This window comes from Longibacter salinarum (assembly GCF_002554795.1).
Taxonomy (GTDB): domain Bacteria; phylum Bacteroidota; class Rhodothermia; order Rhodothermales; family Salinibacteraceae; genus Longibacter; species Longibacter salinarum.
This window is the reverse complement of sequence record NZ_PDEQ01000002.1, coordinates 688,272-704,771: the sequence shown is the minus strand read 5'-3', so window position 1 is coordinate 704,771 and position 16,500 is coordinate 688,272. Positions and strand designations below refer to the sequence as shown.

The 16,500-nt window shown below is 58.2% G+C and carries 12 protein-coding genes; 3 read left to right on the top strand and 9 right to left on the bottom strand.

Annotation, left to right across the window (positions count from 1 at the left end; translation table 11 throughout):
• Nucleotides 1-25 precede the first annotated feature (25 nt).
• Entirely contained in the window at nt 26-1,033 is a 1,008-nt protein-coding gene (locus tag CRI94_RS06185; protein WP_098074780.1) for a DUF6588 family protein, read from the bottom strand.
• Between the two features lie 305 nt (nt 1,034-1,338).
• Here CRI94_RS06185 and CRI94_RS06180 point away from each other — a divergent pair, with 305 nt between their 5' ends.
• The 3 genes from CRI94_RS06180 to CRI94_RS06170 all read left to right on the top strand — a co-directional run bounded on the left by CRI94_RS06180 (nt 1,339) and on the right by CRI94_RS06170 (nt 3,718).
• Nucleotides 1,339-1,605, top strand: a complete 267-nt coding sequence (locus tag CRI94_RS06180; RefSeq protein ID WP_143815318.1) for a hypothetical protein — start codon at nt 1,339-1,341, stop codon at nt 1,603-1,605.
• Between the two features lie 717 nt (nt 1,606-2,322).
• Complete coding sequence (locus CRI94_RS06175; RefSeq protein ID WP_098074778.1) at nt 2,323-3,180, top strand: ParA family protein; 858 nt, start codon at nt 2,323-2,325, stop codon at nt 3,178-3,180.
• A gap of 43 nt (nt 3,181-3,223) precedes the next feature.
• Complete coding sequence (locus CRI94_RS06170; protein ID WP_098074777.1) at nt 3,224-3,718, top strand: hypothetical protein; 495 nt, start codon at nt 3,224-3,226, stop codon at nt 3,716-3,718.
• A gap of 709 nt (nt 3,719-4,427) precedes the next feature.
• On the opposite strand, the gene CRI94_RS06165 is transcribed toward CRI94_RS06170, so the two are convergent.
• The 8 genes from CRI94_RS06165 to CRI94_RS06130 all read right to left on the bottom strand — a co-directional run bounded on the left by CRI94_RS06165 (nt 4,428) and on the right by CRI94_RS06130 (nt 16,113).
• The gene (locus CRI94_RS06165; RefSeq protein ID WP_218919355.1) at nt 4,428-6,011 is read right to left on the bottom strand and encodes an FAD-binding domain-containing protein; all 1,584 of its coding nucleotides are present in this window, start codon (nt 6,009-6,011) and stop codon (nt 4,428-4,430) included.
• A 237-nt stretch (nt 6,012-6,248) separates the two neighbouring features.
• The gene (locus CRI94_RS06160; RefSeq protein WP_098074776.1) at nt 6,249-7,019 is read right to left on the bottom strand and encodes a TIGR00266 family protein; all 771 of its coding nucleotides are present in this window, start codon (nt 7,017-7,019) and stop codon (nt 6,249-6,251) included.
• A gap of 102 nt (nt 7,020-7,121) precedes the next feature.
• On the bottom strand, nt 7,122-7,679 hold the full coding sequence (locus CRI94_RS06155; protein WP_098074775.1) for an inorganic diphosphatase: 558 nt from the start codon (nt 7,677-7,679) through the stop codon (nt 7,122-7,124).
• A gap of 172 nt (nt 7,680-7,851) precedes the next feature.
• The gene (locus tag CRI94_RS06150; protein ID WP_098074774.1) at nt 7,852-8,550 is read right to left on the bottom strand and encodes a hypothetical protein; all 699 of its coding nucleotides are present in this window, start codon (nt 8,548-8,550) and stop codon (nt 7,852-7,854) included.
• Nucleotides 8,551-8,768: 218 nt separating this feature from the next.
• Nucleotides 8,769-9,746: an L-histidine N(alpha)-methyltransferase gene (gene egtD, locus CRI94_RS06145; protein ID WP_098074773.1), complete on the bottom strand. Its 978-nt coding sequence runs from the start codon at nt 9,744-9,746 to the stop codon at nt 8,769-8,771.
• 80 nt (nt 9,747-9,826) lie between these two features.
• Nucleotides 9,827-11,173, bottom strand: coding sequence for an ergothioneine biosynthesis protein EgtB (egtB, locus tag CRI94_RS06140; protein WP_098074772.1), 1,347 nt, complete (start codon nt 11,171-11,173; stop codon nt 9,827-9,829).
• Between the two features lie 306 nt (nt 11,174-11,479).
• Nucleotides 11,480-12,301, bottom strand: a complete 822-nt coding sequence (locus CRI94_RS06135; protein WP_098074771.1) for an SDR family oxidoreductase — start codon at nt 12,299-12,301, stop codon at nt 11,480-11,482.
• A 185-nt stretch (nt 12,302-12,486) separates the two neighbouring features.
• A complete protein-coding gene (locus CRI94_RS06130) occupies nt 12,487-16,113 on the bottom strand; it encodes a sensor histidine kinase (RefSeq protein ID WP_098074770.1) in 3,627 nt (1,208 codons plus the stop codon).
• Nucleotides 16,114-16,500 lie beyond the last annotated feature (387 nt).

The window sequence follows — 16,500 nt, the reverse complement described above, 5'->3', positions numbered from 1 at the left end:
TATGCGTATGCGTACCGATTGAACGCTAAAGTTGTACGCCCATACCGACCGTCACGACATCATTTCCGCTGAGACTGTAATCCGCATTGATGCGCACGACAGCGAGCGTAATCGTGACCCCGGCGACGCCGCGAACTTTGTTGCTCGCTTCCTGATCGAGCGTGAAGCTAACGGGATCGATGTTACTGTTCTGCGGCTGAAACGTGTACGCGTAACTGGCATCGAACGTCTCATACTGCAGCCCGCTATAGAACGTTACCGGGAGAACCGGGAGGCTCTTGCTCACCTGAAGGTTGAAGGCGTATCCCGATGCGTCGAGCACATCGCCCTCGACGTTCTTATCCTCAAGCGAGATCGAGTTGTAGGCGCCCTGGACCGCGATATCGACGGGTGACATCGGAATATACTGACTGATGCTGTGGCGCACGCCGAGCCCGAAGACGCCGACCGTACCGTAGCTCTTCAGGCGGGTGCGCGGCAGGTACCGAAGCATCACATCCGTACCGAATGCCGTTCCGACGCCAAGCTGTGGGATGACGAGCGGAGCCACCGGCGTGTTTACGATGCCAGGTGGTAACTGAACGTTCGTTGTCTGCCCGGTGCCTACGTCCGTGATATCGACCGTGGCACTCGGGGTCTTGGTCTCTCCGAAAGCCGTCGGGACCCGACCATTCGAGTAGTCGAATCTCAGTTCCCGGCCATCTACCGTTAGGGTCTGGTTCTGCGGGAGAAAGGAGCGATCCGACGAAGCCATGAGCGCGCCGGTGACGGATACGCCGACATAAACATCGACGCCCGGCAAAATGCCTCCACCGGCGTCGGCCGTGCGAAACATGGCCGAGTTCATCCCAGCGCCGAACGCGTCGGATACCGGCTGAACGTAATTGTCGGCGTACTGACCGGCCATCACCTCGAGGGCGCCGCTCAGTTCATCAAGACTGCCTACATCTTCATACTGCGCATTCGCTGGCCCGGCGTACCCGAGTGAGACAATGAGAAACGTTGCTGTGAGCGTTTGAAGCCATCGATTCATATGCACGAAGGGGGGTTGGGGAAACGATATCAGAAGGGGCGACCGCGAGAAACGTACTGAGAGACGTCGCCGGTAACAGGCGTCCGTCGCCTCGATCAGTTTTCAAGAGTGACGCTAGATGTACGTTTTCACATGAAGCAACGCACATGCCGCCACGCAAACGTAGCACAACTGACGGATCGCTACGGTCGAATCGTTCGCAATCTATGGAAAAAGATGCGGATCCACGAACAACCGTGGCTAGACATGCCACATTGGGACGAAACGAAAACTACGGTTGGACCCGCACCCATCTATGCGAAACTTTGGCTTCGAACGGGACGCCGGGACCGTTCAGTTGGACGCGTCACCCGTACGGGACCGCGGTCGATGCGCTCGTGACCGGATTCCGACGAACCGGACGAAAGACGAAGAGAAGGGGCACCGGGCTCCGGTGCAATCGGTGGCATCGGGCCCTCGTCTGGTGGCGGCGGTGGATCATCGCCTCCGTTCCGCCTACGCTCAATGATCTTGAGCGCGTACAGGCCAAGAAGAAACGGGAGGGTGCTCGCGATGAGAACAGTAATCTCTAGCATAACGACATGGATTCAGCCGCGCAACTCCATACCGCACGGCGAGGTGATGAGTGCTGACCAACAGGGTCGTCGGTCTCCACGGACAGGGATGCATGATCTTAAGGTACGCCGAACACACTCGAGGATCTACAACATTCGGCGCATCGGCCGTGCCATCACGGAAACGTTGATATTGCTCTTACTCACGTATGTCGAATCAAAAATGCCTACCGGCTCGCCTCTCATGCCATACCAAAACATCCACCGATGGCTGAACCGTCCAACTCCCCAAAGACATGCAAATGAAAAGGCCGCCACGCATTCGGCAACCGGATCCCTGCGGGTGCAAGCTCGGTCACGCGTTTACTAATTACCCAGCCTGCCACATTCTTGCAATATTTAGTAGTCAAGGCAGAAGCAGAAGGCGGAGTAGTGACGAGATTATATCCCTATATAAATTGCATGATCTAAGAACACTTCATTGGAAGTGATAAAAGTCAAGCTCAAGAGACTATTCTACTTTTTCCGGACACGTCCACGGCGCCGCATTGACCTGATAGCATCATTAAATCTTATCCCGCCGTTCTGCCATCCAATTCTCCATACAGCTGGTTCGCTCTTTGCCTCTGCAAATAGGTCCAGTCGGTACCGCAGCATTGGCACGTGTGCGTGCCGACTCCTTTACGCCAACGCTGCCGTACAGAGCTTCCTCCTCAGCCTTCACCTGCTCCACCCATGATCAAGACGATCCCCATCATCAACAATAAGGGCGGTGTCGGCAAAACAACGACGACGATCAACGTCGCGTCCGGTCTTGTCCGTAACGGGAAACGGGTGCTCGTTATTGACCTCGATAGCCAGGGTTCTGCATCACTGGCCATGGGAGTAGACCGTGATCAGCTCAACCCATCCAGTGCGGACGTGCTCTTCGGTGACATCGAAATCGAAGATGCGATCCGATCAACCAAGACACCGGACCTCGACCTGATCACGGGATCGCTCCGACTCGCGGATACGGATACACGCCTTTCGCGCCAGCCAAACCGAGAAAAGCGTCTTAGCAATGCGATCGAGCGCGTTGAGGATGAATACGATGTCGTACTGATCGATTGTGCCCCTTCCACATCCCTACTCAGCGTCAACGCGTTGGTCGCCGCAGACGCATTCATCATCCCGGTTTCGCCCTCTTATCTCTCCTTAGAAGGCGTCATCAGCCTCGGTCAGGTGGTCAAAAATGTAAGACTGAGCATCGGTGAAGCAGCCCCTGTGCTTGGCGTTGTCCTAACGATGGTAAAGCGCGAAGACGAGCAGACCCGCGCGATCATCAATGAGGTACGGGGGCACTACGGTGGAAAAGTATTCAATACCGAAATCCGCGATGATCCAGCCATCGAGAACGCACCCGCATTCGGAAAATCGGTCTTCGACTCCGCCCCCGACTCCCGCGGAGCAACGGATTACGCAGCGCTCGTCGATGAGATCATCGAACGGATCGATCGCTATGGATCGATCTATGGCACCGTACGCCGCACTGCAGACGATCGTGAAAAGCACACCGACGCGTCTGACTCAAAACACAGAATGGCCTCCTAGCGCCGAACTGAACTGTTACTTTTATACTCTGATTCTCTCTGCTATGTCGAACTCCGAAGGATTTTTCGGTAGCATCTTTGGCTCAGCCGACGACGATCCGCTGTTGCAGTCCGACCGCGAGGACACGGAGTCAGCGCCACATTCTAGCCATTCAACGGGCTCATCCCGCCGATCGGAAAACGGACCCGATCATGGCGGCACACGGTCGTCCGCAACCGCCCCGAACCAGCGTCAATCGGATTCGCAGCGCTCCGACCGTTCTCGGTCCACCAAGAGTCGGTCGAAGCGGACGCAAACCCCTGATCACCCATCACCCGATCCAGGCAAAGATGTGCGGCAGGTCGTCCTCCATCAGCGAAATAACGAGACGACGGGTCTTCGCCACCTGAACAAGGCGGTCGAGGACGGTTGGCGCTTTTCCCACATCTCGATCACGCCACGATCTCGTGCAGCCTCCGGGCAGGTCGACACGGACATTATCGTTTCGATGGAGCGGAGTACACCCCGCTCTCTGTTCGACTTTGGCGCCGCGTGCTAACCACCGTCAAAATCACTACACGGAGCTCCACCAAGGGAGGCCCTCACCGATGATCAGCTGCCGTACCACGCGGACCGTGCTGGAGGCGATCTCCTGACCAGCATCCCTTGATCGACGTACCATGACCCCGCGTCTACGCCCGCAACGCGGCGGTCGACGCGCTCTTCCCGACTCACGTTTGCGAGCACCTGGCGGGCCATCACGCCTCCCGGACCACCTTATCCATCGGGTGGCGTTCGTGTGCTAATGACGTTTCACCGGCGTTCCGACAGATTCGCCTCGGCGTCGGCGAGACGAAACAGCATAGGTTCTGCAGGAACGGTACCTATACAAACGCCCCACCCGGCTTTCACCGGATGGGGCGCATTCGTTCAACCTGCTGGTCGACCGAACGATTTGAGTGAGGCCCAAGGGCGTACATCACAGGCAACCGACGTACGCGAGACCGTTCGTCAATCAATAATCGGCAGGTTAGAACGCTTCTATTTCGAACATGTCTACCGGCGCGTAGCAGAATACGATGGCCGAACGGCATCAATCAATAACTCCGCTCTGAATACACATGGGGCATATTCCTCGCGCGAGACACCAGATTCCGCACAACGTAACGGGATGCATATTTGTCACCGGACTGCCAACATTCCCAACGCCTGCGTTGCAATCTGACGGCTTGAGAGATTGAGCGAGGAAGGCGCGACTCAACCCCGACCTAGAACTCGAACGTTTGTTGTTGGCCAGACGTGTCGGAGTGCGACCGATGATTTTTCACCCCACTCTGCGTCGTCTTCCGTCTCGATCGATGTCGTCGGCTGCCATGCTGATCGAGAACTTGTTTCGCCTGTTGCTGCACCTCCGGACGCTTTCGGACCTCTCCGATCACCTTTCGGGCGCGCCTGGCGGCGGTCTCGTGTCGGACAATGGGCTTTGGATACTGCTTGCCGATACGGCATCCGGACCGAACCTGTACCTGCGGCGGAGCAAGCCACGGCGTGTGGATGTACGTGTCCGGCACACGGCGCAACTCCGGCACCCACCGTCGGATAAACGTACCGTCTGGGTCCAGGTCGCGCGCCTGCTTCGTAGGGTTGTAGATGCGCAACGCGTTGATACCGGTTGTGCCCGACTGCATCTGAAGCTGGCTAAAGTGAATGCCAGGCTCATAATCGATCCATCGGCGCGCCAGCACGTCGTGGAAACTACGCCAGTCGAGCCATAGATCGTATGCAGCAAACGACACGATCATCGCCCGCATGCGAAAGTTGAGATAGCCCGTCGCACGGAGCGCGCGCATGCAAGCATCAACGAGGGGGTATCCGGTTTCCCCCGCTTTCCACGCCTCGTAGCGCTCGGTGTCAAAGTCGTTTTCTCGCACGGCATCGAAAGCCGGAATGAAGCTCTCGTGCTCTATCCGCGGCGCACTCTCCAGCTTCTGAATGAAGTGGCCGTTCCAGTGCAGGCGGCTGATGAACGACGAGATCGACTTCCGCCAATCAGCCGTTTCCCTTCCAGAACGATTTGATAGCTCGTCTTTTCGGTTGAGCGCAGCATTTCGGACGGTGCGGATGCTGATCGTACCCCAGCACAGATGGGGACTCAGACGCGAGCAGCTCTGGAAAGCGGTCACCGGACTCGACATTTCTCTTCGATACCGCCGACCGCGATCGAACAAAAACGACTGAAGCGTGCGGTGTGCCGCCTCCTCTCCACCCGCCTGTAGCGCTTCGAACCTGCCGCGCGGCAGGTCAAGGTCGGCGAGCGTTGGAATGGGACCGGGCCGGACGGGCAATGACTGCAGTGCGTTAGGTGCCGGTGTCTCCGGTTCATCCATGAACGCCTGCCACTGCTTCGCCCAGCGATCCCGATCGAGCGCGCCCCGCACCACGCCATGCTGCCGGCATTCGTGCATCTCGATCCCTGACGTGGCCGCCCAGCGTCGAACATCAATATCTCGGTCGAATGTCGCACGGTTGCCCGTCTCCTGGTGCGACCACAGCGTGAAGGGTCCGGCGTCCGAGCGTAATTTCTCGAACGTGTCCACTGCATTCCCGACCCGGACCACGAGCGGTTGTCCGAGATCGGCGAGAGCTCGTCGCAACTCCGAAAGCGACGAGCGGATGAACTGCCAGTGACCAGCCGAGAAGTCATCTGCCGCCACAATGTCCGGCTCGACAATGTAGATCGGAAGCACCGGGCCATTGAGCGCAGCGTGATGCAGCGGGCGGTGGTCGTGCGTGCGGAGGTCCCGCTTGAACCAGACGACCTGAAGGTTGGGAATCGGATGGGAAGGCGACACGGATGGATCGGGCCCGGATTTGATATTCTGAATACGAGACTGGATACGCAGCCCGGGCTACGACGTGCGTACACTTCATCGGATGTAACGACACCTTCCGGTTTCGCGAGCCCATCGATCGACCTTGCGAGACACACTCTCGACTGCCTAAACAGAAAACGGGACGACGGAGCTGTTCGCCCATCGTCCCGCTGATTGCAGCCCGTTTTGTATGAGTAGCGTCTGCTGCCAGCGCGACTATACTTCGTCGCCACCGATGAGATCGCCCAGAATACCTGAGCCGCCGACGCCGCGGCTTTCGCCCCGGTTGGCAAACTGCCCGGCAACGATCCGGTCCGCCAGTCGCGCAAAGGGCAGGCTCTGGAGGTACACTGTGCCCGGTCCCGTCAATTTCGCGAGGAAGACACCTTCTCCTCCGAACAGCGCGTTCCGGAAGCCTCCAACAAAGTTGATGTCATAGTCGACGGTACCAGAGAATGCAGCGATGCATCCCGTGTCGACGCGAAGCGTTTCGCCCGCCTCAAGCTTGTGCTCAACGATCGTTCCGCCGGCGTGGACGAACGCCCATCCCTGTCCCGTCAGACGCTGAAGGATGAATCCCTCGCCTCCGAACAGACCCGCGCCAAGCTTTTTGTTGAATGCCACCTCGACCTCCACGTCCTGGTCGGCGCAGAGAAAAGCATCCTTCTGGCACAGGAATCCGTCGTGCTGCGACAGGTCAACCGGGACGATCTTCCCCGGGTACGGCGCGGCAAATGCCACACGCCCCTTCGACGGGCCGGAGTAGGTAAAGCTCGTGATGAAGAAGCTCTCACCACTGATCATGCGCTTGAAGCCCTTGAACATGCCCCCGCCGGTGTCGGTCTGCATCTCGACCCCGTCGGACATGTACAGCATGGTTCCCGCCTCGGCACGGACCGCTTCGCCGGGGTCAAGCTCCACCTCGACGAGTTGCATGTCGTCGCCTTTCAGCGCAAAGTCGATTCCATCGGTGCGAATGTTTTCCATCGTGTACGAAGCCAGGTTAAATCAGAAAGGAGCGAACCCGCCGCAGGGCGGATACCGAGCGATGCGTTCACTTGTGATAGCGAGAATTCGATCGTGCGCCGGTCATTCCTCGTCATCGTTATCGAGCGTTGGCCGGATCTCTTCGTCATAGTGCCCGACGGCCTCCGAGATGACTCGGCGAGCCCGTTCCGGGCCGAAGAAGTCCTGCACGCGTACGCTCTTGTCCTCGAGCGCCTTATAGTCCTGAAAAAAGCGCTTCAGTTCACGAAGACGATGCTCCGGCAGGTCTTTGATGTGCCAGTAGTTATTGAAAGCCGGATCATCGATGTGGATGCAGATGATCTTGGCATCCTCCTGCTCATCGTCGACCATGCTCATCATCCCAATCGGTCGAGCACGGAGAATACTCAGCGGGTCCACGGCTTCCTGCGCAAGAACGAGAACGTCCAATGGATCAAAGTCGTCCGCGTATGTTTGCGGGATAAAGCCGTAGTTCGCAGGGTACACGACTGACGAGTAGAGCATCCGGTCCACACGAAGCATTCCGGTTTCCTTGTCGAGCTCGTACTTGACTTTGCATCCCTGAGGAATCTCGATAACGGCCTGAAAGACCTCGGGACTGTCAGGACCGACGGGTACTTCATGCCATGGATGAGCCATGCGTAGCAGGGATTAGACGAAGGATGGGAGCGCACGAGAAAAGGTGCAAAATCCCTGGGCCAAAAGCTACTCAAGGGCGTTTTCGTGAACAACACCTTACAAATCAAACGCCCCCACCGGCGAGGTGAGGGCGCGTGGTGCATCAGAGGAGAAAGGACCCGACCTCGTCCCACTATCCGCGCGTATCTGGCTCTCCCGAAACGACGTTACCGGATGTGTTCGGCTCGGCTTTCAGGTGAGACGTAGGATCGAAGGATCGCTGCGAGGCCATCCATACGGCCACGGCAGCACTCGTCACGAGCGAGTCGAACTGCGTCGGAAGGGCTTCGCCATCTTCCTCATTTTCGGGGTCCACGTCGACCGGCGCCTCCGCATCCACAGCGAGCGATGCGTATTGCTGAAGCTTCCGAGCGAGCGTGGAGGCGTATTCCGTATGACGATGCTGAATTTCGAGGCGCCCCTCGCGATGCGCCTTTGCAATGGAGCGAACGGCTTCCTGCTTGGCCACGCTCTCATCGTCCCCATCCAGTGTCGGAGGCGAAGCATGTTTCTCGTCCGTCAGTGTGATGGCACGAACGGGGAGACCGCTCTCCTCCAGCGCATCGTAAACGGCCTGGCCTCGCTGGGATTCCCGGTTGACAAAAATTCCCGTGCGTGCCGTATACGGCGACTCCGCAAGCAGACTCTGGATGTGGTCCGTGATGGTTTCCGGCTCGGTGTCCGCATCGTACTCTTCTATGCTGTCGAGCCGATACTGGGCAGCCTCTTCGGAATCGTCCTGAGACTTTTCGATCAGCGATAGCGAGACGGTGCCCGCACCATCAGAGTCCTGATCGGCAACGTCAATGCCGAGAAAAAATTCGTAAGCCATAGTCTAGGTCTCGATTTGTAAAGAGAACCCAAAATGGGGTCGGTGCCCCGGGACTCTCACCAAACGATTGCCTCCCTCCTCGTTCCTCCCAATCGTGCAGCCTGCGTAACGGGACGAAACGATCAACGACGGTCCGGAGCCCGGTCACACAGATGGTACCTTCAACAACTTCTGGGCTGCTCGTCGTGTGTCTGCCCTTTCCGAAAGACAGGCTCAACCTACCAGGCTCCCACCGTAGCATACTGGATGCTGAAGAGGTCCTGATCATCCGTCCAGACGCGTTCGATCCGGAAGCCCGCTTCCGAGGCCATCTCTGCAAATTGCTCCGGCGTAAACTTAAACGAGTACTCGGTATGAATGGACTCGCCCTTCTCGAACGAGAACGTTTCCTCGCCGACACGTACGGACTGGTCTTTCGTGCTCACCAACAGCATTTCGATACAGCCCAGGTCCGAACGCCATACCGCCTCGTGGCGAAACGCATCCAGATCAAAGTCGGCGTTCAATTCCCGGTTGATCCGGCGGAGAAGATTGAGATTGAACCTCGCCGTGACTCCTTCGCGGTCATTGTATGCAGCGTGCAGAATGTCGGGATCTTTCCGGAGGTCCACGCCGATGAGCAGACCACCGCCCGCACCGACCGCCTGCGCAATTCGGTCAAGAAACGCCACCGCATCATCGCGCTCGAAATTGCCGATCGTGGACCCGGGAAAGTATACGACGATGCGCGCAGCCTCCTCGACGAACTCTGGTAAGGGAAACGACGACGTGTAGTCGGCACAGACGGGGCGAACGTCTAAATCTGGATAGGAAGAGGCAATTCGAGCCGCTGCATCCATCAGGTGATCACGGGAAATATCGACCGGAACGTATCCCTGAAGATTCTGGCTCACGCGGTCGAGCAAAATACGAGTCTTCTCGCTACTCCCGCTGCCGTATTCGACGAGCAATGTGTCTTTCCCGATAGCTTCAGCCATCGCATCGATCTCAGTTCGCATGATCGATGCTTCGGTACGTGTCGGATAATACTCCTCGAGGGTTGTGATGCGATCAAATAATTTTGAACCTCGAGCGTCATACAGGTACTTCGATGCAATCTGTTTTTGCTCGCGAGAGAGCCCATCGAGGACGTCCTCTCGAAACGAGCTTTCGGATGGATGACAATCGATCAGAGAAAGCGTTTCGGGCGAGTTCATGCGGTCATAACGGGAGAAAAGAAGGACGAACGCGTCCGGTTGAGGTGCACCGGACTGGAGGCGATCGAAACGACCTGAGCTCAGCCGGCATCCCGAGCGAGACGAAGGCCCATAAATTGCCATGCCTCGTCGGGATGGAAGAAGTTGCGGTATGTACGTCGGATGTGCGAGCGGGAGGTCGCACACGATCCGCCGCGAAGCACGAACTGACCGCACATAAACTTGCCATTGTATTCGCCAAGAGCGCCCGGCAGCGGTTCGTACCCAGGGTAGGGTGAGTAATGACTCCGGGTCCACTCCCAGACGTCCCCAAACATTTGATGGAGCGGCCCATCGCCCAGCTCAGGCACCGCTCCCTCCGCATCCTCCGGCAGTGGCTGCGGGTGAAAATGGCCTTCGTCGACAAAATTGCCCTCCAAGGGCACACCCCGCGAGGCGATCTCCCATTCCGCTTCGGTCGGGAGACGGGCATCAGCCCATCGCGCGAACGCTTCGGCCTCGTAGTAGCTGAGGTGCGACACGGGCTCAGCAGGATTCACCTCGCGGAGGCCGCCGAGCGTGTAGAGGTAATACTGATCGTCGTGCGCTTCCCAATAAAAGGGTTCCGTCCATTCCTTCTCCTGCACCATGGCCCACCCGGCAGACAACCAGAGCTCGGGCCGCTCGTAGCCACCGTCACGCATGAACTCAAGATACTCGCCACAGGTCACGAGGCGATTCGCCAGCTGAAACGACTCAAGAAACTCGCGGTGTCTCGGCGTCTCATTGTCGTAGCAAAATCCGGCGTCCGGGTCCTCGTCATCGAACCCAATTTCGTACACTCCCTCGTCGAACCCGACCCACTGTAGCGCAGGCGCCTCTCGGCTTTCGGCGCGCGTAAGATCGTCGCGATACGCTGGACGCAGCGGGTTCACCGACAGTACGTGCTTCATGTCGGTGACCATGAGCTCCTGGTGCTGCTGCTCATGATGAAGCCCGATCTCGATCAGCGGGGCGAGCTCGTGCATCTGCTTCCCAGACGCGCTAGACATGAGCGCGTGCATCGCGTCATCGACATGCGCACGGTACGCGTACACCTCGCTGACGGTGGGACGTGAAATGTAGCCCCGACGGTCTCGACAATGTCGCTCGCCTGCCTGGATGTAGTACGAGTTGAAGAGATAGGCGTACGTCTCGTTGAGTGGCTCGTACGAGGATACGTGATCCTTCAAAATGAACGTTTCGAAGAACCACGTAGTGTGGGCCAGATGCCACTTGGTGGGACTTACATTCTCGACCGTCTGAACGACGTAATCCTCGGTATTTAGGGGTTCACAAAATTCTTCTGTAAAGCCCCGGACGGCATCGTATTGCTCGGATAGGGATGCTGCATCCGAATGTCGAATCTTCGTAGGCGTCGCAGCAGGAGCGGCGGGATTAGCAGCCATGACGAGGGAAGGGCAAAGGGCAGAAGAGAACTGGAAACATCGGCGCAGTCGGTGTCCGTACGCCATAGACTTCAATCGCCCAGAGACGACGTACATCTGAAACACTTCGACCGTCTCAACGGCGTACGAACGGGGCCATTTCAGGCATGCCGATAAGCAAAGTATCGCGGGTTGCAGGCGTCGACCACGGGTCGCGCGCTGGGATGATGACGACCGACGAGCCGCTTCATCCGATATACACAGTAATGTTTTCTACCCGGGGAAGTCAACGCAGTCGCTCCATCCGTCCAATGAATCGAGGAATCGTTACACGTCACTCGGGTCAGGATGAGCAAACGCATATCCGAGTTCGGCGCGCACTTTCTCGTTGCTCACAACCTTTCCGCCTCGCTCGTCGCTCATGTCGAAATCAGGCGTCTTGAGTCCAAGTGAGCGTGCTGCGCGCGTGTAGGTTTCCCGTCGTGATGGATGCTGGTCTGCAACAGCATTGAAAATGGCCCCACGTGCCCCTTCTTGGATCACGGCTTCCGCAATTCCGATGCAGTCATCGAGATGGATGAGATTAACGGGCGCCGAGGGCCTCGCAAGCCCAGATTTACCTGCGAGAAAGCGTCCCGGATGCCGCTTCGGGCCATACAGCCCTCCAAAACGAAGAACCGTCACATCCACGTCCTTCGTCGCCCACATTCCTTCTACGGTTTCTAAAATCTGACCGGTCGACCGCCGCGATCCCTCGTACGCCGGCGGTCCCCCCGGAGGCACATCCTCTTCCGTCACGACACGATCCGCGTTGGGATAAACGCCCGTCGAACTCGCTAGAATCACCCAGTCTGCTGTCGTGGCCGCGCTGATCATCTCCATCTGACGCTCGTGGAAAGATGAAGCGTCATCCCGATTCCTCGGTGGCGGAACGTTAACAAACAGGATGTCGGACTGGAAGAAGTCGTCCGAATCGCTCGTGGGCTCCGGATCTAGGCGCAGGAGGTATGGCTCGATCCCGGCCGCTTCCACGACGTCCAGCTTGTCCGGCGTCGTCGTCGATCCCTTGACGCGGTGGCCCTGCGTCGCTAATCGTTGACCGAGAGGAAGACCGAGCCAGCCACATCCGAGGATGCTGATGGTTTCCATAGCGAGATCGTGTTGGTCGCAAAAAGCAGTGGACGGGATGTTCTGGCGCTGAAAAGCAACTGTCGGGGCAGTCGTTCCGGGCAACACGCGATGATTACTCGACACCCAACAGGCCCATCGCATTCGCACGTAGCGTCGGGCCGTCCGTCCGAGCCCAACGCACCTCGAACCACGTGCCTCTGCGTTTATGACTCCACTGATTGGCCATTGTGCGAGCGGCGAGGACCTGCCGATGCAGCGGGAATGATCAGCTTGAAGGTACTTCCCTTCCCGAGTTCGGAATCGACCTCCACATCGCCGTCGTGAAGTTCGGCGATCTGCTTCACGATGTACAATCCAAGTCCTGATGATCCCTCGTCTCCCGTCGGTTCCGGCGTGAGACGCTGGAACGGAGCAAAAAGGCGCTGCTGGTCCTCTGCTCCCAGGCCAGGCCCTTCGTCCTCCACGCAAAAACAAATTTCATCCCCCTGGCGCTCGACGCGAACGAGTATTGGCGCTCCGTGCGGCGAGTACTTGATGGCGTTACTGATCAGGTTATTCATCGCCTCACGCAACTTCCGCTTGTCGGCCTCGACGATGCATGGCTCCGAGGGTACCGCTGCCGTCAACCGTTGCTGCTTCCGATCCGCCTGGTGCTGGAAGCTGTGCGTCACCCACTCGGCAAGAGCAGCGGCGTCAATCATCTCCATCTCCGCCTGAACCTGGGCCGACGATGCCGCAGATGCCAACAGATCATTGATCAGCTTGAGCGTGTCGTCAGCGGAGCTTCGAATCAGGTCCAGCTTTCGCCTCGCGGTCTCATCCACGTTGTCACGCTCAAGAAGAACCTCAGAGAGCGCTCGGATTCCAAACAACGGGTTCTTCAGGTCGTGCGCTGCAACGCCCAGAAGCTTCGACTTCTCCTCCACCGTTTCCTGGAGGACCTCGTTGCTTCGGACCAGCTCCGTGTTGTACACCTCCAGCTGTCGAGCCTGCTCCTTCACCTCCGCCGTGCGCCGCTCGATCACACGCTCTAGCGCCATCGCACGCCGTTCGAGCTGCGCGGATCGCCACTGAACAACGCCAAAGACGAGGCCGCCCATGAGGAAAGCGTAGGCTGCATACGCCCAGATGGTTCGATACCACGGTGGAAGCACCTCGAATGCGAAGCGGGCCGTGGACGCTGTCCATACCCTCGGATTCCGCGCTCTCACATCGAACTGATACCGACCGGGAGGAAGGTTCGTATATTCCTTCTTCGTTTCGCTCGTCCACGCCGACCAGTCCGCATCAAACCCGTCCAGTCGGTACTGATACTCCACGCTTTCCTCGTGCCCGTATCCCGGTGCAGCAAATTCGACGCGTACGGCATTGTCCGAGTATGGAATCTGCGTCAGACTCCGATCAGACCCACCGTCCGTCTCCTCATCAACCACAGATTTGATGGTTTCACTCGTGCCGGGTGCTAGCTGCTCCGGCTGAGTTTGAAGATCGCTGTCCCCGACAGCAGGAGTCTGTGTCGATCGGGTCGGTTTTACGCTGGCGAGCATGCCCATCTTCGGCGACGCCCCTTCGCCGCCAGGTACCTCTTCGAGTGACGGCAGATCCAGCTTTGCATCGCTAACCAGCCCAGTTTGCTGCTCATCGTCGGACAACCCAGGACGTGCGCCCGTCAGGCCTACCGAACCAACCCGACTCATCGGTTCTATATCGAGCGGTTCCGTTCCCCCGAACAGGACGGAGTCGGTTCGAATGAGCGATACACTTCGAATTAGTGTGCGAACCGCATTGTCTTTTCTGGGAACGTCGACGGGACAATGCGAAACGACTCCCTCCTCGCCGACTACCCAGAAGCGACCCGCGGATTCCGCGAGAGATGCATACGCATTGAACTCCGGCATGTACGCAAAGGGCATCCGGAGCGATGTCTCCGACTCGTCCTCTCGGTCGAGCCAGTAGGTGTCGGACTCGGCCGTCACCCAGAGATCGCCATCCGGGGCGGCCGTCAAACTCAGCACACGACCAGCGCTCGACGGTAGCCGTGACGCAATGCTCGTGTCGGGTTCGAGTGAAATGTGCCCCATCTCATCCCGGACCGGGCGCGTCACACCGCTTCGCGATACGATGTGGAGGCCCTCGTTCGGCACGTAGGCCATCCGGAAAACGTGCTGCGGATGCTGACCTTCCGATGCGATTTCGGTGACCATCGGTTGATTCTGGAGCCCGTCTGACGTCGACACATTCCACAACCCACCGTAGGCCGAGGCCGCCCAGAGGTCTCCCCTCGCATCCTCTTCAAGAAAGAAAATGCCTCGATCGAGACCCGGGATCGACGACTGGCTCTTCCATTGCCCGCTCTGGTACTGCATCGTTCCAACGCCGTCAATATACCCGACGTACACGAGGCCGTCCGTATGACGCGACGCGTGTAGGCCGTACGCTGTCTGGCTTTCCGCCACGGAACGAGCTTGTCCGTCGGCCAGCAAGAATACGCCACGGTCCGTTGCTGCGAGCAAACCACTCCGATGCGACAACAGCGAAAATGCCTGCGCACGAAGCGAACTCACCCGCTGGAATACGGGGCGCAAGGAGCCGTCGTCCGTCTCCTGTCGAGACAGACGGAAAACGCCAGACGTCGTCCCTACGTGCAACGCGTCGTCGTGCCGAACAATGGACATGGCAACGCCATCCAGCCCCGTTCGGTCGTCGAACATGCTGATGGGAAGCGTGATCTCTGCGCGAGCAATTCCACTCTCGTACGCCATCCAGAGGCCGTCCTGCTGATCCACGAACAGCGCCCGCACATCGTCGCCGATTAACCCTGCTCGTTTATCCAGGATGCGACGCGTACGTCCAGCGGGATCGGTAATGACCACGCCCCCCCAGAGCGTTGCGAAGGCATAAGAGCCATCGGGAAGGGCGGCGGCCGTGTACAGTTCGTTCGCGGTCAGAAAGCGGTCGATCTCAGTCGGAAATCGCTCAATTTCGCCGTTTCGGCGCAGATACAGCTTACTGTCGACCGTTCCTATGAGGAGGTCGTCATTCCCGTAAGGAAGAATAGCCGTGACGCTCGTGCCAGAGAAGGCCGTTCCTCCTGGCACCGGTTCGAGACGTTCATCCACGATGCGGTGCAGGCCAACGGACTCGCGTGACACATATACGGTATCACGCACGGCGAATACGCGGAAGAAGCGTGATCCATCGGATGTTGTCCACACATCCATCTCTTCGCCATCCCATCGGTAAATGGCGTTACGCGTCTGGAAGTACACGCCGTTGCTGACGGAAACGCCGCTTGCGGTATGACCAAAGTCCCGTAGTAACGGGGGAATCTCCCCTTCCAGCGAGACGAATTGCATCTGCCCCGCCGCGTCAGGGGCAAGGTAGCCAACCTCTCCGTACGCGCCCACGTAGATCCGACCGTCGGTGCCGCGGAAGACGGTCCGTACGAGCGTTCGGTCGTCCGTCGGGATGAGACGCCAGTTCGCGCCATCATACGACAACACGCCCGCGGGGTTACCGACGTATATAATGCCGCGATCATCTTGGGTGATCGCCCAGTTCTGGCTGGGCAGATCCGGGCCGTAGTCATCCGGTACGTAGTTCCGAAAAAGCGGATACCCCGGGATCTGGTGCGACGATGGTGCTTCATCCGCGGAAGCCGCCGAATCGAGGGACGCTGCCTCGATGGTAGCATCACGATCCGACGGTGCCACACGTTGCCCCTCTCTTTCAAACGCGTTCGTGTTCGCTGGCTGCAGGACAATCAGCAGGGCCACCAACGTGATGACCCCACGAACGCTTGCAGCAATGTAGCCTCGGGCAATGGGCATGAGCGAACGCTAACTTAACACGTGATCGGGCCGGACGCGTAGATCCACTTCCCACAAATATTGGCTTGTGGCGAACGAAAGGAGAAGAGACAGGGCAGATCGCACCCAAAAATATCGAAACGGATATCGAAGAAGCGATATATGGTGACGAAAGTACACGGAAGACGCGACAACGCCGCGTGCTCCTTTGGATAATGTTAAATACTCCAGTTGTGAATTCTGGTTGCATCCAAGTACGTAAACGTCCCTGTGTAAACTCATACGGTATTTCTTTCGCGAAACTGTCACCGATCGCGCCGACTCACACAATATTCTAATTATGAGTTGTTGACTGAGCGTCCCATCGATTCCGGCAGGCCACCCGGAAGTAGACCGCTACGTAGAAGT